The sequence below is a fragment of the Bradyrhizobium sp. CAR08 genome (assembly GCF_052871955.1).
Window position 1 is genome coordinate 670,290 of the sequence record NZ_JBIXJX010000002.1, and the last position, 19,743, is coordinate 690,032.

General features: G+C 64.1%; 27 protein-coding genes and 1 tRNA gene. 13 read left to right on the forward strand and 15 right to left on the reverse strand.

The features are described 5' to 3' along the window. Nucleotides 1–2: 2 nt before the first annotated feature. Nucleotides 3–800 (forward strand): aldolase, encoded by a 798-nt coding sequence (locus ACIPUD_RS06970; RefSeq protein ID WP_018454407.1) that lies wholly within the window; start codon nt 3–5, stop codon nt 798–800. Nucleotides 801–806: 6 nt separating this feature from the next. Here the strand turns inward: ACIPUD_RS06970 and ACIPUD_RS06975 are convergent, their stop codons facing one another. Further along, a complete protein-coding gene (locus tag ACIPUD_RS06975) occupies nt 807–2,027 on the reverse strand; it encodes a lytic murein transglycosylase (protein ID WP_446480303.1) in 1,221 nt (406 codons plus the stop codon). A 135-nt stretch (nt 2,028–2,162) separates the two neighbouring features. Here ACIPUD_RS06975 and ACIPUD_RS06980 point away from each other — a divergent pair, with 135 nt between their 5' ends. The 3 genes from ACIPUD_RS06980 (at nt 2,163) to ACIPUD_RS06990 (ending at nt 2,989) form a co-directional block, all read left to right on the forward strand. Beyond that, a complete protein-coding gene (locus tag ACIPUD_RS06980) occupies nt 2,163–2,423 on the forward strand; it encodes a hypothetical protein (RefSeq protein WP_007591459.1) in 261 nt (86 codons plus the stop codon). 58 nt (nt 2,424–2,481) lie between these two features. After that, nucleotides 2,482–2,733 (forward strand): hypothetical protein, encoded by a 252-nt coding sequence (locus ACIPUD_RS06985; RefSeq protein ID WP_018454404.1) that lies wholly within the window; start codon nt 2,482–2,484, stop codon nt 2,731–2,733. Nucleotides 2,734–2,818: 85 nt separating this feature from the next. Then, the gene (locus ACIPUD_RS06990) at nt 2,819–2,989 is read left to right on the forward strand and encodes a hypothetical protein (RefSeq protein WP_018454403.1); all 171 of its coding nucleotides are present in this window, start codon (nt 2,819–2,821) and stop codon (nt 2,987–2,989) included. A gap of 27 nt (nt 2,990–3,016) precedes the next feature. On the opposite strand, the gene ACIPUD_RS06995 is transcribed toward ACIPUD_RS06990, so the two are convergent. After that, on the reverse strand, nt 3,017–3,538 hold the full coding sequence (locus ACIPUD_RS06995; protein ID WP_018454402.1) for a MarR family winged helix-turn-helix transcriptional regulator: 522 nt from the start codon (nt 3,536–3,538) through the stop codon (nt 3,017–3,019). 54 nt (nt 3,539–3,592) lie between these two features. Between ACIPUD_RS06995 and ACIPUD_RS07000 the strand changes: the two genes are divergently transcribed. Together ACIPUD_RS07000 and ACIPUD_RS07005 are read left to right on the forward strand one after the other, a co-directional pair. Beyond that, nucleotides 3,593–4,072, forward strand: coding sequence for a carboxymuconolactone decarboxylase family protein (locus ACIPUD_RS07000; protein ID WP_018454401.1), 480 nt, complete (start codon nt 3,593–3,595; stop codon nt 4,070–4,072). Between the two features lie 21 nt (nt 4,073–4,093). Continuing rightward, complete coding sequence (locus ACIPUD_RS07005) at nt 4,094–4,591, forward strand: cupin domain-containing protein (protein WP_446480304.1); 498 nt, start codon at nt 4,094–4,096, stop codon at nt 4,589–4,591. A 30-nt stretch (nt 4,592–4,621) separates the two neighbouring features. Here ACIPUD_RS07005 and ACIPUD_RS07010 read toward each other — a convergent pair whose 3' ends face one another. The 3 genes from ACIPUD_RS07010 to efp form a co-directional block, all read right to left on the reverse strand. Continuing rightward, entirely contained in the window at nt 4,622–5,608 is a 987-nt protein-coding gene (locus tag ACIPUD_RS07010) for a DUF808 domain-containing protein (protein WP_018454399.1), read from the reverse strand. Between the two features lie 83 nt (nt 5,609–5,691). Continuing rightward, a complete protein-coding gene (locus ACIPUD_RS07015) occupies nt 5,692–7,314 on the reverse strand; it encodes a peptidoglycan DD-metalloendopeptidase family protein (RefSeq protein WP_085353465.1) in 1,623 nt (540 codons plus the stop codon). Between the two features lie 23 nt (nt 7,315–7,337). Then, on the reverse strand, nt 7,338–7,904 hold the full coding sequence (gene efp / locus ACIPUD_RS07020; protein WP_026232726.1) for an elongation factor P: 567 nt from the start codon (nt 7,902–7,904) through the stop codon (nt 7,338–7,340). A 162-nt stretch (nt 7,905–8,066) separates the two neighbouring features. Here efp and epmA point away from each other — a divergent pair, with 162 nt between their 5' ends. The 3 genes from epmA to ACIPUD_RS07035 are packed head-to-tail and all read left to right on the forward strand — an operon-like array spanning nt 8,067 to nt 10,517. After that, the gene (gene epmA / locus ACIPUD_RS07025) at nt 8,067–9,131 is read left to right on the forward strand and encodes an EF-P lysine aminoacylase EpmA (RefSeq protein ID WP_085353464.1); all 1,065 of its coding nucleotides are present in this window, start codon (nt 8,067–8,069) and stop codon (nt 9,129–9,131) included. Then, nucleotides 9,128–10,222 carry a lysine-2,3-aminomutase-like protein gene (locus ACIPUD_RS07030; protein WP_085353463.1) on the forward strand — a complete coding sequence of 365 codons (1,095 nt, stop codon included), beginning with the start codon at nt 9,128–9,130 and terminating at the stop codon, nt 10,220–10,222. Before epmA ends, ACIPUD_RS07030 begins: the two co-directional genes overlap by 4 nt. Before the next feature lie 43 nt (nt 10,223–10,265). Then, nucleotides 10,266–10,517 (forward strand): hypothetical protein, encoded by a 252-nt coding sequence (locus ACIPUD_RS07035; protein WP_018454394.1) that lies wholly within the window; start codon nt 10,266–10,268, stop codon nt 10,515–10,517. Between the two features lie 54 nt (nt 10,518–10,571). Here ACIPUD_RS07035 and ACIPUD_RS07040 read toward each other — a convergent pair whose 3' ends face one another. The 7 genes from ACIPUD_RS07040 to ACIPUD_RS07070 all read right to left on the reverse strand — a co-directional run bounded on the left by ACIPUD_RS07040 (nt 10,572) and on the right by ACIPUD_RS07070 (nt 16,145). After that, entirely contained in the window at nt 10,572–11,657 is a 1,086-nt protein-coding gene (locus tag ACIPUD_RS07040) for a 3-deoxy-7-phosphoheptulonate synthase (protein WP_446480305.1), read from the reverse strand. A 234-nt stretch (nt 11,658–11,891) separates the two neighbouring features. Further along, nucleotides 11,892–12,470: an HdeD family acid-resistance protein gene (locus tag ACIPUD_RS07045; protein ID WP_026232724.1), complete on the reverse strand. Its 579-nt coding sequence runs from the start codon at nt 12,468–12,470 to the stop codon at nt 11,892–11,894. A 74-nt stretch (nt 12,471–12,544) separates the two neighbouring features. Continuing rightward, on the reverse strand, nt 12,545–13,585 hold the full coding sequence (locus ACIPUD_RS07050) for a PrsW family glutamic-type intramembrane protease (protein WP_018454391.1): 1,041 nt from the start codon (nt 13,583–13,585) through the stop codon (nt 12,545–12,547). A 570-nt stretch (nt 13,586–14,155) separates the two neighbouring features. Next, nucleotides 14,156–14,428, reverse strand: a complete 273-nt coding sequence (locus tag ACIPUD_RS07055) for a hypothetical protein (protein ID WP_018454389.1) — start codon at nt 14,426–14,428, stop codon at nt 14,156–14,158. A gap of 104 nt (nt 14,429–14,532) precedes the next feature. Continuing rightward, nucleotides 14,533–15,159: a pilus assembly protein PilZ gene (locus tag ACIPUD_RS07060; protein ID WP_018454388.1), complete on the reverse strand. Its 627-nt coding sequence runs from the start codon at nt 15,157–15,159 to the stop codon at nt 14,533–14,535. Between the two features lie 165 nt (nt 15,160–15,324). Continuing rightward, nucleotides 15,325–15,972 carry a hypothetical protein gene (locus ACIPUD_RS07065; protein ID WP_446480306.1) on the reverse strand — a complete coding sequence of 216 codons (648 nt, stop codon included), beginning with the start codon at nt 15,970–15,972 and terminating at the stop codon, nt 15,325–15,327. Between the two features lie 98 nt (nt 15,973–16,070). After that, nucleotides 16,071–16,145 (reverse strand) — tRNA-Glu (locus ACIPUD_RS07070). Between the two features lie 224 nt (nt 16,146–16,369). Between ACIPUD_RS07070 and ACIPUD_RS07075 the strand changes: the two genes are divergently transcribed. From ACIPUD_RS07075 to ACIPUD_RS07085, 3 genes are read left to right on the forward strand one after another with little or no spacing between them, the layout of a single operon-like run. Further along, nucleotides 16,370–16,624, forward strand: coding sequence for a PilZ domain-containing protein (locus ACIPUD_RS07075; RefSeq protein WP_007591415.1), 255 nt, complete (start codon nt 16,370–16,372; stop codon nt 16,622–16,624). A 58-nt stretch (nt 16,625–16,682) separates the two neighbouring features. Beyond that, a complete protein-coding gene (locus ACIPUD_RS07080; RefSeq protein ID WP_204511122.1) occupies nt 16,683–16,928 on the forward strand; it encodes a hypothetical protein in 246 nt (81 codons plus the stop codon). 6 nt (nt 16,929–16,934) lie between these two features. Then, a complete protein-coding gene (locus tag ACIPUD_RS07085) occupies nt 16,935–17,102 on the forward strand; it encodes a hypothetical protein (protein ID WP_007591410.1) in 168 nt (55 codons plus the stop codon). 109 nt (nt 17,103–17,211) lie between these two features. On the opposite strand, the gene ACIPUD_RS07090 is transcribed toward ACIPUD_RS07085, so the two are convergent. The 3 genes from ACIPUD_RS07090 to ACIPUD_RS07100 all read right to left on the reverse strand — a co-directional run bounded on the left by ACIPUD_RS07090 (nt 17,212) and on the right by ACIPUD_RS07100 (nt 19,253). Beyond that, nucleotides 17,212–17,850, reverse strand: coding sequence for a glutathione S-transferase family protein (locus ACIPUD_RS07090; protein ID WP_085353458.1), 639 nt, complete (start codon nt 17,848–17,850; stop codon nt 17,212–17,214). Nucleotides 17,851–18,173: 323 nt separating this feature from the next. Continuing rightward, complete coding sequence (locus ACIPUD_RS07095; RefSeq protein ID WP_247338024.1) at nt 18,174–18,626, reverse strand: VOC family protein; 453 nt, start codon at nt 18,624–18,626, stop codon at nt 18,174–18,176. A 228-nt stretch (nt 18,627–18,854) separates the two neighbouring features. Next, a complete protein-coding gene (locus tag ACIPUD_RS07100; protein ID WP_446480307.1) occupies nt 18,855–19,253 on the reverse strand; it encodes a VOC family protein in 399 nt (132 codons plus the stop codon). Between the two features lie 288 nt (nt 19,254–19,541). Here ACIPUD_RS07100 and ACIPUD_RS07105 point away from each other — a divergent pair, with 288 nt between their 5' ends. After that, nucleotides 19,542–19,742, forward strand: coding sequence for a hypothetical protein (locus ACIPUD_RS07105; RefSeq protein WP_018454381.1), 201 nt, complete (start codon nt 19,542–19,544; stop codon nt 19,740–19,742). Nucleotide 19,743: the final 1 nt, after the last annotated feature.

A 19,743-nucleotide genomic window follows, 5' to 3' on the forward strand; every position in this document is an offset into this window, starting at 1 on the left:
CCATGGCGCACAGCCTTCACTCATCGTCCTCCACGCCAGCAACGTTCCGCTCGAACCGTCCGGACCTCGTCACCGACGCGATCCGCAGCGCGCGCGAGGATCTTGCCGCCTGCTTTCGGATGGCTGCGCGCAACGGCTTTGAGGAGGGCATCTGCAACCACTTCTCGGCCGTGGTGCCGGGCCATGACGATCTCTTCCTGGTCAACCCTTACGGCTACGCCTTCCGCGAGCTGACCGCGTCAAAGCTGCTGATCTGCGATTTCCACGGCAGCGTGCTCGACGGCGAGGGCGTACCCGAGGCGACCGCGTTCTACATCCATGCCGAGATGCACAAGCGCCTGCCGCGCGCCAAGGTCGCCTTCCACACCCACATGCCCTACGCCACGGCGCTGTCGATGACCGAGGGCGATCCGCTGATCTGGGCCGGCCAGACCGCGCTCAAGTTCTACGGTCGCACCGCCGTGGACCGCGACTACAACGGCCTCGCGCTCGACAACCGCGAAGGCGCGCGCATCGCATCCGCCGTTGGGGATGCCGATATCATCTTCATGAAGCATCACGGCGTGATGGTGTTGGCACCGACCATCGCGGAAGCCTGGGACGATCTCTACTATCTCGAACGCGCCGCCGAGGTGCAGGTGCTGGCGATGTCGACCGGGCGACAGATGCTGCCGGTCGATCCCGCGATTGCAGCCGAGACCTACAGGCAGATGCGCGAGGGCGATTCCGAATCTGCACGGCTGCATCTTGCGGCGATCCGGCGGCAGCTCGATGCGGAGGAGCCGCAATACCGGCATTGAGCCGGCCTAAGACCCCTGGCGTAGCTTCGCCAGCACCTTCAGCCCGCCATAGCCGTCCGCAGGCACGATACCGGCCCTCTGCTGAAAATCCTTGATTGCCTTCATCGTGTCGTTGCCGACGCGGCCGTCGGTGCCGCCGGTGTCGAAGCCCGCCTTGGTCAGGCGCGTCTGCATCTCCTGCACCTCGGCGAGTGTCAGCGCGCGCTCGGAGCCGGGGAACGGCTGGGTGAAAGGCGGGGCGCCGAGGCAGCGGTCGCCGAGATGGCAGATCGCCAGGGCATAGTTCATCGAGGGATTGTAGCTCTTCACCGCGTTGAAATTCGGTCCCAGCAGAAACGTCGGCCCGCCCGCAACCGGCGTCCACATCTGCGCGGATGCGGAGGCTTGCGGGAATGGCTGGCCGTCGGCGCGGGTGACGCCGGCCGCCTGCCAAGCCGCATAGGTCCGGCTGCCGCTCATCTCACCGGGCGTGCGCACCTCGTAGCCCCAATGCTCGCCGCGGTGCCACTTGCCGCGATTGACGAGATATTTTGCCGTCGAGCCCAGCGCGTCGTCGGGCTTGCCGAACGGCGACACCTTGCCGTCGCCATCATAGTCGATGCCGACATTGAGCCAGACTTCCGGCATCCATTGCGAATGCCCCATCGCGCCGGCCCAGGATCCCTGCATCTGCTCCGGCGTGCTCCAGCCCTTGTCGACGATGCGTAGCGCGTTGATCAGCTCGGTTTCCCAATAGGCCTTGCGTCGCGGTTCGTTCCAGGCGAGGGCGGCGAGCGAGGGAAACACCGGCGTCATGTGGTTCTGCTGCACCAGCGGATCGCCATAGGCGGACTCGACGCCCCACAGCGCCAGCAGCGTGCCGCGCTCGACGCCGAAATCGCGCTCGATGCGCGCGAGCAGCGCCTCGTTGTTCTTCAGCGCGATCTTGCCGTTGATGATGCGCCAGTCGGAGACGCGACGGTTGATGTATTGCCAGACCTGCTCATGAAATTCGGGCTGGTTCCGCATCTGCTTGAACACGCTCATGTCGGGCTCGACCCGCGCCATCGCACGCTGCCATGTCGCAGCCGAGATGCCCTTGGCCATGGCACGAGCGCGAAAACCCTCACGCCATTCGTCGAAGCCTGGAGGTGCGGCGAAGACATGCGTCGGGAAAGCGAGCAGGGTGGCGGCGCCGATCGTGAAGGCGCGGCGGGTATGATGGATCGAGGAATCAGCGTGTTTCATCGACTTATTGTAGCGGGAAATGCGGCTCCTGTGAGTCGGTTCCTGGAGGGTCGGGAACGGGACGTCCGTCCTGTTCCTTCCGGAACAAATTGTCGCACTCACGCATTCCCTCCGCATGCAATCGAGGAGGACGAGATGAGGAAATATCTGTTTGCGGCCGCCATGGTCACCGCTATCGCAGCCCCCGCATTCGCCGACGAAGTCGGTGTTCATGTTGGTCCGGTCGGCGCCGGCGTGACCGTCGGACAGTCCCCGGAATATCGAGAGCGTGACCGCGATCGTGATCGCACCACCGTGATCAAGGAGCGCGAGCCTGCCGACCGCACCACCGTCATCAAGAAGGAAGATGAATTCGGTAACCGCGAAAAGACCGTGATTCATCACGACAACGACTAACGGAGCGGGGCCCCGGCCGATGGTCGGGGCCCGCCTTCCGTCGAGAATTCGGGGTCGAATGAAGATACGCGCGCATGCAGAGAGCCACGTCGTCGAGCTCGACGACGGATCACAATGGCAGATTTTCCCTGGCGATCTCGCCACCACACTGAGCTGGAAGCCCGAAACCGATCTGCACCTGGAGCGAAGCGGCGAGCGGGTGAGTTCGCATGAGCTGGTGAACGACGCCGATCAAAGCCGCGTGCGGGTGATCGCAGCGGGCGAGACCTGGCCCGATGGCGAGGTTAAGAAAGTGTTGAAGGGCGGGTAGGGCGCGCCTGCAACGGGTCGGATATCCCCAATTTTGAGCCTGTCACTTTACGGTCGATTCGCTTCCGTCTGCGCACAATGCGTGAATGCAGGAGCTGTTCGACATCATCCGCGCCAATCCCTGGCCGTTCGGCGCCGGGTTGTTCGTCGTCGTCCTGATGATCCTCGCGGAGAACTTTGGGCGCGGTATTCAAGGCCACGGCGCCGTCAGTGACTTCCCGGATTCGGACGGTGGCGACGGCGGAGGCGGCGACTAGGTCCCGCCAGCGGCAAGCGCGCTTCGCCTAGTCCTCCTGCAAATCGGCCGCGATGCCTGCGAGCCAGCGGCGAATGCTTGCCTCGGCCTTGACATCGAGCCCGGCGGCCAGCCGCTTCTCCAACGCAATCACCCTTTCCCGGCACGCTTTCAAAAGCGCCGTGCCGCGCGGCGTCAGCGTCCATTGCTGGATGCGGCCGTGGACGGGATGCGGCGTCATCACAATCGCGCCGTCACGCTCGAGATTGCGGATGATGACGCCGACGGTCTGGGGCGTCAGAAAGGTGAGGCGGGCAACGTCGGCGCCCGAGAGGCCCGGATAGGCGTTGAGCATGGTCAGCACCGCGAATTGCGGTGAGGTGACACCGAGATCGGCGAGCGACCGCTCCATCGTCAGACGGACTGCGGCGTGGGCCTGGCGCAAGAGATAACCGAGATAGCCTTGCTCGCCGCGCTTGCCTTCCCCTGGGGCTGGCACGCGCACGGCGTCAGGCTTGGCAGTCTTGCGCCGGGATTTCGATCTCGTGATACTGGGCGACTTGCGCAACATGTAAGTGCTCTTATAAGATGTAAGCGGTCTTACAATACCACGAGGTGAACGGCAATGTCACACGCCCGCAGCGAATACGAGGATTTCAAGAAGATCGCGCCGGATGCGTATGAGCTGGTGCTGGCGCTCGGCCAGGTGGCGGCCAAGGCCGGTCTCGACAAGCAGCTTCTCGAACTGGTCAAGCTCCGGGCATCGCAGATCAACGGCTGCGCCTTCTGCGTGCAGCATCACATCCTGCTTTCGGAGCGGATCGGCGTGCCCGTCGACAAGCTCAATTTGGTCGTGGTCTGGCGCGAGGCGCCGATCTTTTCCGCGCGCGAACGTGCCGCGCTGGCCTGGACCGAGGCGCTGACCTGCCTGCCCGACGGAGTCGGCGAGGGCGTGTATGCCGAGGCGAGCCGTGAATTCTCCGAGACCGAACTGACGTACCTGACCTCTGCGGTTGCCTCGATCAACGTCTGGAATCGTTTCGGTGCGGCGTTTCGCTGGACACCGGCGAAGCGACCGGTCGCAGCGAATGCGGCGGCATCCTGATTGCAACGAAGGGAGATCGTGATGACGGTAGTAAGTTTGCCCACCACATTGGCGCCATCGCGTTCGATGGCGATCGCCGTCGTCGGCGGGCTTGCGTGCGCGCTTGCGATCGGCAAGGCGTTGCCGGTGACGATGGACACCATTTCCGGCGCACTCGCGCCGCTCTGCGCCACCGCCGCCGAAAGCTCGCCGCTGGACAAGGTCGAGCCGATCGACTCCTACGCGCTGCCGAACGTGCCGGGCAAGCGCGTCACCATCGTGCGCGTGTTCTACGGCCCTGGCGGGTTCTCGCGGCCGCATCGTCACGCAGGATCCGTCACCGCCTACATAACCAAGGGCAAGATCCGCTCCCAGCTCGGCGGCGGCCCGGTCGAGACGTTCGGCGTCGGCCAGTCCTTCTTCGAGCCGCCCGGCTCGACGCATCTGGTCTCGGCCAATGCCAGCACCACGCAGCCGGCGGAATTGATTGCCGTGTTCGTGGCGGACGAGGGCGCGCAACTCACGACGTTGCTGGAGTAGCCGGCACCCGCAATCTGCAGCCGCTTTTGTTCAGGTCGGCTGCGATCGCTTCAGACGTTTCCATAGCGGTGAAAGACCGTATGTGACGGCCGGTATCGCAACTGCGCCGACAAGGAGCCCAATAACGCCTGAAATGGCTGCCTCGACCGCCCATCCGACGGTGCCGGCAATGGAGGGAAGGCGGTGCGCGGCAGCCTCGGTCGCGGCATGAACCGTATGGCCGACTACCGGTGGGCCGTATTGTTCGATGCCGTGCAGGATGATGCCGCCACCGACCCAGATCATCGCGGCGGTGCCGATGGTGCTCAGCACCGCCAGGAAGACAGGCATGCCGCGGACCAGCGCACGTCCAAGCAATCGGATTGCGCCGCCAACAAGCGAGGCGCCGTCATACCGCGCAAGGGCCAGGCCGACATCGTCCGCCTTCACGATCAAGGCGACCACGCCGTAGACTCCAACAGTGATGAAAATGGCGACGAGTGCGAGCACGAGCGCCTGGGTCCAGATGCTGCCCGCCGGGACGGCCGCCAGCGTGATCGCCATGATCTCCGCCGACAGGATGAAATCCGTTTTGATGGCGCTTGCGACTTTCTTGTCCTCGACCGACCGCGCGTTCAATGCAATTGGCTGGGGCTGGGCTTCGTGGTGGCGCGCATCATGCGGCATCGCGGCTTCGAGCACCTTCTCGGTGCCCTCATAGCACAGAAAGGCGCCGCCCAGCATGAGCAGCGGCGTGACCGCGGCGGGAAGGAAATAACCAAGCAACAGGGCAATGGGCAGCAGGATCAGCAATTTATTGCGCAGCGACCCAACCGCAATCTTGCCTACGATCGGCAGTTCGCGTTTCGAGGCAAAGCCGATCACGTAGTTCGGCGTGACGGCTGCGTCATCGATGACCACGCCAGCCGCCTTTGCTCCCGCCTTGGCCGTTTGGCCCGCGACATCGTCGAGCGAGGCTGCCGCCACCTTTGCGATCGCTGCGATATCGTCGAGAAGACCAATCAGTCCGACACTCATCAACCCAGTTCCTTCGGCCTTCCATCGGGCGGTGTGTGCGACAACACGCTTTTGCACTGCCTGGCAATGGAAGGAGCAAGCCGTTAGTTCTCGTCGCCGCCCGATCCCTCGCGCAGGTCCGGCTTGAGCACGTCCTCCGGCAGCGCATGCGCCACAGGCTGTGGCGTGCCGGCGATCTCCGGGCCGACCTCGCGGCCGCGGGCGTGGATCAGGCGCTCATAGGCGGAGACCAGCGTGACGTAAGGACTGACCCAGATCCAGCCGTCGCGGGTGAACACTTGCACGTCGAAATGCAGGTGCATCGAGGTGCCGGCGGGATGGTCGAGATAGTTCGAGACCACGCCGATCTTCTCGCCCTCCGATACGATGCGGCCATTGAGCAGGCCATCGGCATTCAGCGCCTGCGGGTTCATATGCATGTAGCGGAAGCGAATGTGCTCGCTCCGGCTGTTGATTTGCAGCGTCACAGCCTGGTCCTTGGAAGCGCGTATAACCCTCGCATCCCGCACGGCGACGACGGCGCGCTGCTTGGGATCACAGGCTTGGCGGCCTTCACCAGGCGGTGGGCACTCGGCCGCGCGGATGTCCTCGCCCTGATGGCCATAGCCGCCGCCGCATTGCCAGACCTCGAAACTCCGGGATTCGCAGAAATTGTCGCGCCAGGGATAGGCGGTCGTGCTCTCGATCTTGTCGCGCTTGGCATAGGATTGCGAGTGCACGAACGCGGGCGCCTTCTCGAGAGGAAACCGGATCTGTGCGTAGGCCATCACGTCGGGATGGCCGCCCTGCTTGCGATAGCCGGTGTTCGGGATGATGTCGCCGCTCGGCCTGTAGGTGAAGTCCGGGGAGCGTACCGTGGGACGATCGAGAATGTTGGAAGCGATGTCCGTGAGCGGCCGCATGCGCTGGCCGCCCGCCACGCGCAGCGCCTTCAGGAAGCGCTCGGCGATCGGATAGGCCTCCTTGCAGGCAAGCCGCCGCGGCTTGGCAACGCTGTCGAGGCATTGGATCGACACCACATAGGCGACGCCGAAACGGGTGAAAGCGTAGCGCATATAGCCTTCCCGGATGAACTTGCGCAGGTCCGGGTAGAGCGCCGCGAGCGGTTTGACCGGCTCGCCCTTACCGCCCGAGGGATCGGCAATGTCATAGACCAGCGCCGAGCCCGTGATCTGCACCTCGACCGGCCTTGCGAAGACCCGGCTCGGCATGCCGTCTCCGGTACCAGGCTCGAACGAAAAGGTCGCGCTGTAGCCGGCGGGACCTGCATCGAACAGGTCGACGGAATTGAAGTCAGCCTGGTAGCGCGACAGCGCGACGGTCGCCGGCGCGCCATTGCGCCGAGCTTCGAGATACGCGGCAGCGTCGAACGGCAGCAGCACGGGCACGGAGCTGCGGGCGATGCCGGTGAAGAATTGCGAGGAGATCGCGTTGAGCTGCACCAGCGCCGGCATCGCGCGCGGATCGTAGCGCGGCACCGAACGACGGGGTGCGAAGATGAAGTCTTCCGCGGCCCGGGGATGGACGTTGATTTCGGTGCGGAGCTGGTCAAGCGCCGCGCGCCAATCGACGCGCAGCGCCGTGAGTGAGGGGCTGCGGAACTCATCCGCAGCAAGTGGAGAGGCAATGAGGAGCGAAAGCGACGCCAGAAGTTGCGAGACGAAGCGGAAACTTTTCCCAACCACTGTCTCGCCCCCCGGCGGCACCTGTTGCGCTCGCTTTGGTCCCGTCAGTCCTTGGCACGCTCGGAGTAGGAGCCGTCTTCGGTCATCACGACGATTCGGGTGCCGACGGCGATGTGCGGCGGCACCGTGGTGCGAACGCCATTCGAGAGCACGGCGGGCTTGTAGGACGAGGAGGCGGTCTGCCCCTTGGTCACGGGCTCGGTCTCGATCACTTCCAGCGTCACGCGCTGCGGCAGGGCGATCGATACCGGGTTGGAACCGTGCAGCGATAGCTTGACCGTCATGCTCTCCTGAAGATAGGCCGCCGCATCGCCGATCACATCCTTGGACACCTGGACCTGGTCATAGGTCTCCGGGTTCATGAAGTGATAGCCGTCACCATCTTCATACAGGAAGGTGTAGTTGCGCTCTTCGATTGTGGCCTTCTCGACCTGATCGGTGGTCTTGTAGCGCTCGGAGATCTTTACCCCGTCCGAGATTCGGCGCATTTCGATCTGGCTGACCGGGGTGCCCTTGCCGGGATGGATGTTCTCGGCGGTCACGACGACATATAGCTTGCCGTCTTGCTCGATCACGTTGCCCTTGCGAATAGAACTGGCGATGACTCTCAAAGCTGTATTTCCTGCTTGCTTGGCCCGGCTCGGGCCAGGACGTGGTCAAATTGATGGGGGACCTGGGGCCCCAAATCAGACCGCGGCACCCGTTTCGGGCCGCAACATACTGGTTTTGCCGTTGGATGCCAGCATTTTGCTGGCTTGCGGGACAGCCGGTTAATGGCTGGGGACAAGCCGATGTCGCCGTTCTGGTCCCCCTCGCGGCATCTCGACCGCCGGCCCTTCTTGCAGGCCAGGGGAGCCATCACTGGGGCTCTACGGGGATTTTTCGTCGAGCAGGGCTTCGTCGAGGTCGAAACCTCCGTTCTCCAGGTCTCCCCGGGCAACGAGACCCACCTGCACGCCCCCCGGACCGAGATCATGCGGCCCGACGGCAGCCGTGTGAGCCGATATTTGCGGACCTCGCCGGAATTCGCCTGCAAGAAGCTGCTGGCGGCCGGGGAGACCCGGATTTTCGAGTTCGCCCGGGTGTTCCGGGACCGTGAGCGCGGCGACCTGCATTTGCCCGAATTCACCATGCTGGAATGGTACCGGGCAGGCGCGCCCTATGACGCCATCATGGCCGACTGCGTCGTCCTCATCGCCCGCGCGGCCCAGGCGACCGGTATCGGCACGTTCGCCTTCCGCGGCCGGACCGCCGATCCCTTCGCCGAGCCGGAACTTGTAACGGTGGCCGGCGCCTTCGAGCAGCTTGCGGGAATCGACCTGCTTGCGACCATTTCCGGCGGCGAGGGCGACCGCGCCGCGCTCGCGCGGTCAGCTGCCGGCAAGGTCCGCGTGGCCGAGGACGACACCTGGTCCGACATCTTCAGCAAGGTTCTGGTCGAGCATGTCGAGCCGCATCTGGGGCAGGGCCGTTTGACCATCCTGTTCGAATACCCATCTCCAGAGGCGGCACTGGCGCGCGCGAAGGCGGGCGATCCCCGAGTCGCCGAGCGGTTCGAGGTCTATGCCTGCGGTGTCGAGCTCGCCAACGGTTTTGGCGAACTGACCGACGCCGAGGAGCAGCGCAAGCGCTTCACGCAATCCATGGCGGAGAAGCAACGCCGCTACGGCGAAGCCTATCCGCTGGACGAGGACTTTCTGGTCGCGGTCGCGGCGATGCCGGAGGCAAGCGGCGTCGCGCTCGGATACGACAGGCTGGTGATGCTGGCGAGCGGCGCGTCGCGAATTGATCAGGTGGTGTGGACGCCGCCTGCAGATGAAACGTTGAGCGAGACATGATGAAGAGCAATCTTGCGCGCACATTGCGCGAGCCGGCCGAACTTGTGGCCGAGCAGCTGGTGTCAGCCACAGCGCTGCCGGTGCTCGATCGCATTGCCGCACGCTATGCGGTTGCGATCACGCCGGCGCTGGTCGATCTGATCGACAGGTCCGATCCCGACGATCCCATTGCGCGCCAATTCGTTCCGACTGCCGCAGAGTTGGAAATGCAGCCGGGCGAGAACGCAGATCCGATCGGCGATCATGCGCACTCGCCGGTTCCCGGGATCGTGCATCGCTATCCCGACCGTGTGCTGTTCAAGCTCGTTCACGTCTGCGCGGTCTATTGCCGCTTCTGCTTCCGCCGCGAGATGGTCGGACCCGGCAAGGAGAACGCGCTCTCGGACGCCGCCTATCGCGCGGCGATCGACTACATCCGCGCGCACAGCGAGATCTGGGAGGTGATCCTGACCGGGGGGGATCCCCTGATGTTGTCGCCGCGGCGGATGGGCGAGATCATGGCCGATCTGGCCGGAATCGATCACGTCAAGATCATCCGCCTTCACACCCGCGTGCCGGCGGCCGATCCCGCGCGCATCAGCGACGAGATGGTGGCTGCGCTCAAGGCCGAAGGCGCCACCACCTGGGTGGCGCTGCATGCCAACCATGCGCGCGAACTGACGGGGCCGGCGCGTGCCGCCTGCGCGCGGCTGATCGATGCCGGAATTCCCATGGTAAGCCAGTCCGTGCTTTTGCGCGGGGTCAATGACAACGCGACCGCTCTGTCGGATTTGATGCGAGCTTTCGTCGAATGCCGGATCAAGCCCTATTATCTGCATCACGGTGATCTCGCGCCGGGCACTGCGCATCTGCGAACGACACTCGCCGAGGGGCAGAGTTTGATGCGGCAGCTGCGCGGACGGCTGTCAGGACTGTGTCAGCCCGACTATGTCATCGACATTCCCGGCGGCGCCGGCAAGTCGCCGGTGGGACCGAATTACGTGTTGCCGATGCAAAATACCGCACCTGATGCGGGTGATGCGGCATCGGAAACGCGCTATCGTATCGTGGATTATTGCGGCGACGTTCACCTCTATCCGCCCGAGACCTGATTGGTCGTGATGGAGATGCTGGCTCGAGGAATGGAGAAGCAAAATGAGAAGCATCATCCTAGCACTGTCGCTTCTGACGGTGTTCGGCAGCGCCGGCTTCGCGCAAACGGGAAGCAAGGGATCGACGACCTCGGGACAATCGGCGGGTTCTTTGCCGCCTGCGCCCGTCGGTCATCGGCAGCCGCGCGCTGGCGACGTGCCAAGTGAGAAGAACCTGAGCGACCCGAACGATCCCCTCAGCAAGGAAAATCAGGCGCTCGACAAGAAGATCAAGAGCATCTGCCGCGGCTGCTAGGCGCCGGGAAAGCGGGCAGGGTGCGACAGCCTCACCCCGCCCGCAATCGTTTGGTCAGGCGGAGCGCTCGTGCAGCCCTGCGCGCTTGATGTTGCGCCGGATCTCGACCGCGTCAGCGAGCTGCTTGAGCACGGTTGCCGTGGTCGCCCAGTCGATGCAGCCGTCCGTGATGCTCTGGCCATAGGTGAGCGGCTTGCCCGGCACCACGTCCTGGCGTCCGGCGACGAGATTGCTCTCGACCATCACCCCCATGATGCGGTTCTCGCCGCCGGAAATCTGCCGGGCGATGTCGGCCGTCACGAGCGGCTGGTTTTCCGGCTTCTTGCTCGAATTAGCGTGGCTCGCATCGACCATCACGAGCGGTGCGACGCTTGCTTTCGCCAGATCGTTGCAGGCCGCCGCGACGCTTGCCGCATCGTAGTTCGGCGTGCTGCCGCCGCGCAGGATGATGTGACAATCCTCGTTGCCCGCGGTTGAGGCGATCGCCGAGCGGCCGAGCTTGGTCACCGCCATGAAATGATGCGGATTCGAGGCCGACTTCACCGCGTCCGCCGCAATCCGCACATTGCCGTCGGTGCCGTTCTTGAAGCCGACCGGGCAGGACAGCCCCGAAGCCAGCTCGCGATGGATCTGGCTTTCGGTCGTGCGCGCGCCGATCGCGGCCCAGGACACGAGGTCCGCAATGTATTGCGGCGTCGTCATGTCGAGGAATTCGGTGCCGGCGGGCAGGCCGAGATTATTTACCGCCGAGAGCACGTTGCGCGCCAGCCGCAGGCCCTTGTTGATGTCGAAGCTGCCGTCCAGATCAGGATCGTTGATCAGGCCCTTCCAGCCGACCGTGGTGCGCGGCTTCTCGAAATAGACCCGCATCACGATCTCGAGTTGGTCGGCAAGCTCTTCGCGCAAGCTCGCGAGGCGCTCGGCGTATTCGAGCGCGGCCCTGGGATCATGCACCGAGCAGGGGCCGACCACGACCAGAAGCCGGTCGTCCTGGCCATTGAGAATCGCATGGATGGCGTTGCGTGCGGCCATCACCACGCGCGTCGCGGTGAGCGTGTGCGGGACTTCCCGCATCACCTCTTCGGGCGTGCTCAGCTCTTTCAGTTCGCGGATACGAAGATCGTCGGTCGTGCTCAGCACGGCGGGCTCCTGTCATTTTGAGACCCTGCCGGCCAATAAAAAAGCCGCCAGGTCTGGCGGCTTGTTCGGACGTTTGCTGCAATGTTTCAGATTGAGCGCGATCCTCCTGCCGCCAGCGAGCTGTCGTAGCTAAAGTACCAAATATAGCTGGTGACGAGGGTGATCATCGCCCGTCATATAGCGTGCGATCGGCGGCTTGTCACCCCCCAATAGACGTGACGGCCACGCGGCGCCTCAACTGTTGCTTTTGCGTGCCGCCAGCGCCATGCCGATCAGGGTGGCGCCGCCGAACAGCAGGTTGATGCCGACGAGGATACCGATCGCCCATTCCGCCGAGCTCGGCAGTCCCGTGATCACCATGAACGAGATCGCGATGTCGACGAGGCCCGAGATCAGGAGCCACGACCAGCGGCCGCCCGGCTCGCGGCGATGCTCCAGCGCGTACATGATGGTGGCGACGCCCTCGGCGAGGAAATAGGCGCCGAGCACGATGGTCAGCGTCAGCACGGCCTGGATCGGCCGCGCCAGCAGCAGCATGCCTGCAAGCACGGCCAGCGCGGCCGAGATCAGCGACCACCAGAAGCCCGGCGTGCTGCGCGCCCAATAGGTGGCGATCAATCCGCCGATGCCGCTGATCAGGAACATCCAGCCGAGGAAGATCGCAATCGCAAGGCTTGCGAGCGGCGGCAGGATCAGCGCGGCGACGCCAAGCACCGCAAGCAGGATGCCTTCGAACAGAAAGGCCTTCCAATGTGCCTTGACCGTCCCGCTCATGGCGGATTGCAGCCGGGAAAAATCCTCAGGCGATGTCATGGGCAGGCTCCGGATCGAGAGGTGTGTCCTCAATCTAGTCTAGTACGTGCACACCGCGCTTGCCATCCCGCGGCTCAGCCGCCGCCGTGCGCCGACGAAAAACCTTCGCCGCTGGTGCGGATGCGGTTGCGGCCGAGAACATAGATCGCGGTCGTGACGATCAGAAGTGCGAGGCCGAGCAGGATCGAGACCAGGCCGATCGGGATCAGGGCCAGCGTCAGATTGCGCTCGGGATTGATGAGCCAGTGATGGATCGAGGTCAGCACGAAGGCGAGCCCGAGAAAGCCGACGCCGCCACCGGCAAGCAGCAGCGCCCACATCCGGCGGAGCTGGCTGAGGCGCTCGCGCGCGACGTCGGTTCGGGGCGCGTGATGGCGCGCGACGCGCCGTACCAGGCGGATAGCGAAGGCGATCGAGCTGAAGCCGATCAGCAGGCTCGCGCCGCCCAACCACATCCGCAGCGCCGGATCGAGATCCGGCATGCGCTGAAGCGTGAGCAGGGGGAAGTCGAAGGCCGAATGCAGGGCGAGCGGACCTGCGAAGATCAGCAGCCGGCTGGAGAGACGAGCCCAGTCGCGATGATGGCGGTTGGCACCCAGCGCCGTGCCGGCGCGCGCGATGGTCAGATAGGCGCCGGCGATGATGCCGAGCGCGCCGTGGAACGGCACGGTCAGCACGCTGCGCAAGGCGGCCAGCGAGCGCCACATCTCGGCGTGCTGGACGAGATAGGCGAGGTTCTCGTAGGCGGCGAAGCCCAGGCCAACCGCGGCGCCATAGACCACGGTGTCCATCGGATTGGCGAAGGTCCGCCGCTTGGTCGAGGCGACCAGCACGATCGCGATCACCTTGACCGCTTCCTCCGGCAGCGCGACGCCGAAGATCGAATGCATGGCCAGTGCCGCCCACGGGTTGTCCGGGGCCGCAACCATCTTGGCGAAAGGGGCGCGGGCCAGGCCCAGCAGCGAAATGCTGGCCGCGCCGAGCAGGAAAGCGGTCCAGACCTGGGCCGGCGGTCCGGGGCGTTCCTCGGCGGCAATGACGAGCCACAGCATCAGCAGCGCCGGGGCAATGGCGGCCGTTCCGATGACGGTGGGTAACGCTTCAATCAGGTACATCGGCGCCGAAAATAGGTTCCCTTGATCCGCTTATCTACATTCCCTGATGCGACCTTGTGTCATGCGCTTGCTGTCGCGTCTCTTAACAAGCGTGACAGCCTGCGTTCATCAGGACAGTCGCCGAGGTGCAGAATAACGAGCGCAATCAATTGCATGACAGAACCACCTCGTCATCCCATGACAACGGTCGCGCGCCCGTCATCGGATCGCGATCGGTAAGTCAGATCAAGGCAATGTGCAGGTTTCTTCGATTGACGATGCACGTGTCGCCGCGGCAAGTCCAGAGCCGGGATTGCCCCGTCCGGGCTACGCACGGCCGGCCGAGCCGGTCTAGTCACGCTTGATCGCGCGGGATGGGGACGCGGTGCGGCGGCCCCGGAGTTGCTCCACCTCCCAGAAGGCGCGGATAAGGCACGTACCAAGGCAGAGCACGATGAGCAACAGCAGAAAGGCCTGATCGAAGGCGGGGATGTGAGTCATGGCAATGATAAAGCAACGGGCGTGCCACGCGTTCCCGCCACGCGCCCTGCCGCGGCGGCTGGCTGCCGATCGTAGCCCGCTTTGACTGTCTCAATGCGTGGTGAGCGGCGGCGGCGCGTCGGGCGCGACGTCGAAGGCGCCGAGATGGAACTCCTCGCCGGTGGACGCGTCCGGCTCGGAATGCTGCGCCATCAGCGTGAACGCGGCCTGCGGGTATTGCTTCCAGATATCGAGATCGTCGGCGGTGATGGTGAGCCAGCCGAACGTGTACATGTAGCGTCCGGGCTCGGTGACCCGGCCGACCCTGTCCCAGGTGATCTTGTCGACTCTGACTTTATCGACTGTAATTTTCTCGACTGCCATTCGGTCCCCCGATCGCAAGTCTGCAAATGACGTCCGGAACGAGGCGCGGACCTTCAAAAGCTTATCTCGAAATAGGGCTGCGATAGGGCAGCGCGGCCGGAGGATCAGGCCGATTGCAGCATGGCCGTGCGGACGATCAGCCGGACGACGTCGTCCCGCGACTGCTTTTCGGCGAATTTGACAGCAAAGCCGTTTTCGAATTTGCGGATCACGCGCCCGACGCAAGCGCCGACCGCAAGCGGGGTTCCCACTGGCGGATCGTATTCGCAGGATATCGCGACACCGGCCGTGGAGACGTCGATGATGAAGCAGGCATGGGTGCTGCCGTCGGCGAGCGTCAGGAAGGTGTGCGCGACCTGCGGAACGAAGCGCGCGTCATTCCGCAGCTCCTGGACGCTGGCGTCCTTTTGCTTCTTCTCGAGCCAGGTCAGCTTTTCCGACATCCAGGCGCGCCGGGCCCGCGTCATGTCGAGCTCCATCAGGAAGCCCGATTTCAGCGTCGCGCTGATGGTGCATTGGAATTCGCCAAAATCCTGGAAGTAGGAGGTCACGCGCTCGCCGACCTTTCCGACTACGGGAACGTCGACCATCATGCGGAACGGTGAAACGCGGCTGGTGCGGCAGGCGAAGGTACGGAGCTTGCCCTCGCAATCGTACCAACGCGGCAGCGAGTAGCTGCCACTCACGGTGACATGCACGGCACGCTGTCTGAGGAACTCTGCGACGGACATGGGCGCCAATCGTGTTTCGGAGGTTTTCCGTAATTCCACGGTAGCAATCAAATTCTAAGCAAATGATACCGGCGCTCACGAGCAGGGGTAAATTTCCGGTAAATGCGCAGATCGGGGCGGGCGGCATAGCGCCGCGATTGTCAGGCCCGTGACCTCACGATCGCGTCATCCGAGCAGCACCAGCAGAGCCAGCACGCCAAGGGCCATAGCGAGCTTGATCGTCGCGCAGGCCAGGCCGCTCGGTCGCCTCTCAAATCCGAACCACGGCAATGCATGCTGCATCGCGCGCGTTGCGAATGCTTCGACGATGGCGAACAAAAGAGCGATTCCGGCGAGCAAGGACCACGATGTGTCTGGAAGCATCCATGTCGCGAGCCAGGCGGGGACGGACGCTTTCAGCGATGCCAGCAGCGCGAACCATCCGAACAGGGATACGAAGCCCTTGATGATGTCGGGCCCGATCGTACCAAGCTCGAGACGGATGCCGATCTTTGCAAGAGCGAGTTCGATGCGCTCGCCATCGGTGAAGAAGAGAAAGGCGCCGAGGTAGAGAGGAACGCGCGACTGAAACAGCAGCGCGATGATGCCGAACAGGACGGCGTAGCCGCAGGCGTCCCCGAGAATGTTCGTGCCGGCCGTATGCGACGGCTCCGACGCAGGCGTTGCCCGAGGCAGCGACCTGGCGCGCGCCATGTGCTCCAGCATTCTGGCGCGCCGCTCCGGCACGTAGGCTGCCGTGCGGTGGATCCATGGCGGCAGCGCCGGCGAGGCAATCCCGGCCTGGTCATCCGAGGGAGATTTGTGCTGCGCCATCGGCCTGCATCCGGTTCAGTCTGGACATTGGTCGGAGGCGAGGGGCAGGGAGGTTCATGCGGGGCGGCAGATTCGCCCTGTCATCTAACGCCGGATGATGGCGCTCCCTAGCGGAATCGAACCGCTCTCTCCACCGTGAAAGGGTGGCGTCCTAACCGATAGACGAAGGGAGCAAACCCAGGGCCCCGCCGCTTTTCGCGGCACGGCCGCTGGCCGCCCGAGTCATGCCCGGCGGCTGCAGCGGGCGAACCTATAATGGCCTTTGGCGCCCTGGGCAAGCGGTTCGGGAACGGTCTTTTGGCACCGGTGGATAGCATCCCACCCAAGGATCGGTCGGCCGAATTCAACGGTTTCTTAGGTTCCCTGAGCTAGCGCTGGACTGGGAGAATTTAAGCCGATGCCACCGCCCAAGAAGCGCGCAGCCCGCAAGTCGCTGTCGCAGCATGCCTGGATCACGCTCGACGGCGGATTCGCAGCGCGGCAATGCCTGGTCCAGGACATCTCCGCCACGGGCGCCAAGATCACGCTGGACGAGGATGCGAGCCAGCTCCCGGGCGTGATCCGGATGGCGTTCGCGCGCGATGCGCGGACCGGGCGGAGCTGCCAGGTGGTGTGGCGCCGCGGCAAATCGGCCGGCATCAAGTTCATCTGATCCCCGGGCAAAGCGACCCCGATGGCGCGCGACGCCGGTCCGGGCTAGAACGGCCTGCATGCGTGCGCCGCTCCTCATCCTGATCTCGTTGCTGACGACGTCCGCGGCCGCGGCGGAAGCCTTGCGTCTGCCGCCTCCGGAGCGCCCACAGGCTGGCAAGGCCTTGCCGCTGAAGGGTGCCGGCGGGAGCGCGAAAGCGGGCTCCTGCGCCGCCTATGGCCGCGGCTTCCATCTGGTCGAGAGCACCGGCACCTGCGTCAAGATCGGCGGCTCGATCAGCGTCGAGACCACGGTCAGGCGCTGAGCCCCCATGCCGCCGGACATCATGCGGCCCGAGATCATCGTCCCGTTCGTGATGTATTGCGCGCTGCTGTGGTGGGTCGGCCGCGGCCTGAGCTGGACTGCGCGGCTGGCCACCGCGGCGGTCACGCTCGTGCTGATTTTCTGCGTGCTGCTGTTCGAGCGCGGCTGGCCCTAAACAAAAAGACGCGAAAACAACCCCATGCACAGTAGCCGCCATCTCCCGGCGCCGCGCGGCAAAATGCCGATTCATCGTGCTCGTAACGGACTTTAAGCCGCGCCACCGCTCACGACATCGGCGGTGCCACAAATTGCGCAAAACCGGGCCGTTTGCCGAGTTCGGCGAGCCAGCGCGTCAGATGCGGCTGCGCGGGCCGGGTGATGCCCTCGACGCCGAGCCAGCGCCGCGCATAGGCGCCAACCGCGATGTCGGCGAGCGTGAACGCATCGCCGTCCATGAACGGACGCGTGGAGAGCAGGCGGTCCGCGATGGCCCAGACCTCGGCGGCGGCATCGGCATCCTTTTGCACCTGGATCATCTCGCGCTCGGCGGGCGGCGTGCGCACGATGCCCCAGAACACCGGGCGGTCGACCGGCTGCACCATCGACAGCGTCCAGTCGAGCCAGCGGTCGACGCTGGCGCGCAGCCTCGGCGCCTCGGGATAGATCGGCGTGCCGCGCCCATGCGCGAGGCAGAGATAGCGCATGATCGAATTGGATTCCCACAGCGTGAAGTCGCCCTCAACCAGCGTCGGGATCCGCGCATTGGGATTCATCGCGAGATAGTCGGCGTCGCGGGTCTTGCCGAACGCCATGCCGGCGTCGATGCGCTCGTAAGCCAAGCCGAGCTCGGTGAGGCACCACAGCACCTTTTGCACGTTGACCGAATTGGCGCGGCCCCAGATCGTCAGTTTTTGGTCCGGCACATCATCCTCCCGCGGCGCTTCTTTCGGCGCGGGTAATAGCGGAATTCACTGCGGCGAGCGACGGGCGATTGCGCCGATCCTCTCATGCAAAAGGTCCGCATGCAAAAGGTCCGCATGCAAAAAGCTCCGCCCGAGGCGGAGCTTTCATTGCAAGGCAAAGCCTGGTCAGGCGATCAGCGGCCGAAGAACAGCCACAGCAAGATGATCACCGGGATCGGCACGCCCAGCATCCACAACAGAATTCCGCGTCCCATCGCGTCCTCCTCCAATTGCATTGTCGAAGAGAGAACGCTTAGGAGAGGGGCTGGTTCCGGCAAAAAGGCCTACCAATGGCCGATGTTGGGCATCGACGACCACGGCTCCTGCGGCGGCTTCGGATCGCCCTTCTGCAACAGCTCGATCGAGTGCAAATCCGGCGAGCGGACGAAGGCCATGTTGCCGTCGCGCGGCGGACGGTTGATGGTGACGTCGGCCTTCATCAGCTTCTCGCAGGTCGCGTAGATGTCGTCGACTTCATAGGCGAGATGGCCGAAGAAGCGATCCTCGCCGTATTTTTCCTCGTCCCAATTCCAGGTGAGCTCGACCAGCGGCGCGCCGCGCGTCTGCGGCTGCTTCTTCAGCGCCTCGAGATCGTCCGACGAGCACAGGAACACCAGCGTGAAACGCCCCTTGTCGTTCTCGATCCGCCGAACCTCCTTCAGCCCCAGCGCATCCTGGTAAAACTTCAGCGCGACATCGAGATTGCGCACGCGCAGCATGGTGTGGAGGTATCGCATGGTTGTTGCTCCCTGGGTGGATGGAGGGTTTTTGGTTCGGCCGAGCCGAAGGGAGTAGGAGATAGCAGGAAAATCCGGGGAGGGGCAGGGGGCGGGTGCACATGTGCATGAGGGTGAAGCCGGCTGATGAAGTAAATCAGCCGGCGAAATTTCAATGCACTCTCACCGAAAATCCAGTGCCGCACACGCGCCATTGGCTGTGTGTGCGGGGCGGTCTGCTGCCGCGACCTATTGCGCCGCGAGGCGGTGTCCGGCCTGCTCGATCGGCGGCATGAGGAGCGATACCGCCGTGCCTTCGGGGTCGCGAAACTGGAACGTCCTGTTGCCCCATGGCATCGTTTTCAACTCGTGCACCAGCGTAACCTTGTCTTTCAGGCGCTGATAATCCGCATCGATGTCTTCAACCTGAAACTCGATCACGGCGGTGCGGTTCGCGCCGGGCTCGGCACTGTTTTCTTTCCAGAGCGTGACCGTCTCGGCTGCGCCGATTGCGAGGTTGGCGCCCGGCGTCACGATCTTGGCGAACACCGGCGCGAGCCATTCGGCGGAACATCCGGTCACCATTTCGTAGAACGAAACCATGATTTTGATGTCAGTAGCGATCAGGCGAGTGGAGGCGAACTTCATGGCATGTCCTTTGGTTGACCGCAGATTTGAGCGGCATCGCGGGGCTCGTCGCACACCGCTGCTGCCACCCTGATGTCAGCAGTCACGATGCCGCGCCGAGCGCGCCGTGAATGGCGATGGCATTGCTCAAGCGCTAGAAAACGAGCCCTTCACGAAGCCCCACAGCGCTAACCGGGTCCTCAGAACGTGACGCAAATCGCAGAACTGGGCCACCTCACTCACGGGGGACACGGGGTTGTTTAGCCGTTGGCAGATGAACTCCCCGCGGAACTGACGCGACTAACCGCTATGGCCAATATTCTAGGCGAGCTTCTGTTTGCACTTATCCGCTCGATTGTTGCCGGATGGGCGTATGCGCTCTGGGTCAAACTGGCGACATGGCTCGAGCCGAAAATTCAACGGCGTTGGGTGAAGATTGCCGTAGGAGGCCTCCTCGGCCTGGCAGCCTTTTTTATGATTCCGATCGTGATGGCGCTGTTGGGCCTTTGAA

What these genes read in the sequence shown, in the direction of transcription:
- ACIPUD_RS06970 (WP_018454407.1), top strand. Translation starts at nt 3, where the DNA reads ATGGCGCACAGCCTTCACTCATCGTCCTCCACGCCAGCAACGTTCCGC.
- ACIPUD_RS06975 (WP_446480303.1), bottom strand. Translation starts at nt 2,027, where the DNA reads ATGAAACACGCTGATTCCTCGATCCATCATACCCGCCGCGCCTTCACG.
- ACIPUD_RS06980 (WP_007591459.1), top strand. Translation starts at nt 2,163, where the DNA reads ATGAGGAAATATCTGTTTGCGGCCGCCATGGTCACCGCTATCGCAGCC.
- ACIPUD_RS06985 (WP_018454404.1), top strand. Translation starts at nt 2,482, where the DNA reads ATGAAGATACGCGCGCATGCAGAGAGCCACGTCGTCGAGCTCGACGAC.
- ACIPUD_RS06990 (WP_018454403.1), top strand. Translation starts at nt 2,819, where the DNA reads ATGCAGGAGCTGTTCGACATCATCCGCGCCAATCCCTGGCCGTTCGGC.
- ACIPUD_RS06995 (WP_018454402.1), bottom strand. Translation starts at nt 3,538, where the DNA reads ATGTTGCGCAAGTCGCCCAGTATCACGAGATCGAAATCCCGGCGCAAG.
- ACIPUD_RS07000 (WP_018454401.1), top strand. Translation starts at nt 3,593, where the DNA reads ATGTCACACGCCCGCAGCGAATACGAGGATTTCAAGAAGATCGCGCCG.
- ACIPUD_RS07005 (WP_446480304.1), top strand. Translation starts at nt 4,094, where the DNA reads ATGACGGTAGTAAGTTTGCCCACCACATTGGCGCCATCGCGTTCGATG.
- ACIPUD_RS07010 (WP_018454399.1), bottom strand. Translation starts at nt 5,608, where the DNA reads ATGAGTGTCGGACTGATTGGTCTTCTCGACGATATCGCAGCGATCGCA.
- epmA (WP_085353464.1), top strand. Translation starts at nt 8,067, where the DNA reads ATGGCTGGGGACAAGCCGATGTCGCCGTTCTGGTCCCCCTCGCGGCAT.
- ACIPUD_RS07030 (WP_085353463.1), top strand. Translation starts at nt 9,128, where the DNA reads ATGATGAAGAGCAATCTTGCGCGCACATTGCGCGAGCCGGCCGAACTT.
- ACIPUD_RS07035 (WP_018454394.1), top strand. Translation starts at nt 10,266, where the DNA reads ATGAGAAGCATCATCCTAGCACTGTCGCTTCTGACGGTGTTCGGCAGC.
- ACIPUD_RS07045 (WP_026232724.1), bottom strand. Translation starts at nt 12,470, where the DNA reads ATGACATCGCCTGAGGATTTTTCCCGGCTGCAATCCGCCATGAGCGGG.
- ACIPUD_RS07050 (WP_018454391.1), bottom strand. Translation starts at nt 13,585, where the DNA reads ATGTACCTGATTGAAGCGTTACCCACCGTCATCGGAACGGCCGCCATT.
- ACIPUD_RS07055 (WP_018454389.1), bottom strand. Translation starts at nt 14,428, where the DNA reads ATGGCAGTCGAGAAAATTACAGTCGATAAAGTCAGAGTCGACAAGATC.
- ACIPUD_RS07060 (WP_018454388.1), bottom strand. Translation starts at nt 15,159, where the DNA reads ATGTCCGTCGCAGAGTTCCTCAGACAGCGTGCCGTGCATGTCACCGTG.
- ACIPUD_RS07065 (WP_446480306.1), bottom strand. Translation starts at nt 15,972, where the DNA reads ATGGCGCAGCACAAATCTCCCTCGGATGACCAGGCCGGGATTGCCTCG.
- ACIPUD_RS07075 (WP_007591415.1), top strand. Translation starts at nt 16,370, where the DNA reads ATGCCACCGCCCAAGAAGCGCGCAGCCCGCAAGTCGCTGTCGCAGCAT.
- ACIPUD_RS07080 (WP_204511122.1), top strand. Translation starts at nt 16,683, where the DNA reads ATGCGTGCGCCGCTCCTCATCCTGATCTCGTTGCTGACGACGTCCGCG.
- ACIPUD_RS07085 (WP_007591410.1), top strand. Translation starts at nt 16,935, where the DNA reads ATGCCGCCGGACATCATGCGGCCCGAGATCATCGTCCCGTTCGTGATG.
- ACIPUD_RS07095 (WP_247338024.1), bottom strand. Translation starts at nt 18,626, where the DNA reads ATGCGATACCTCCACACCATGCTGCGCGTGCGCAATCTCGATGTCGCG.
- ACIPUD_RS07100 (WP_446480307.1), bottom strand. Translation starts at nt 19,253, where the DNA reads ATGAAGTTCGCCTCCACTCGCCTGATCGCTACTGACATCAAAATCATG.
- ACIPUD_RS07105 (WP_018454381.1), top strand. Translation starts at nt 19,542, where the DNA reads ATGGCCAATATTCTAGGCGAGCTTCTGTTTGCACTTATCCGCTCGATT.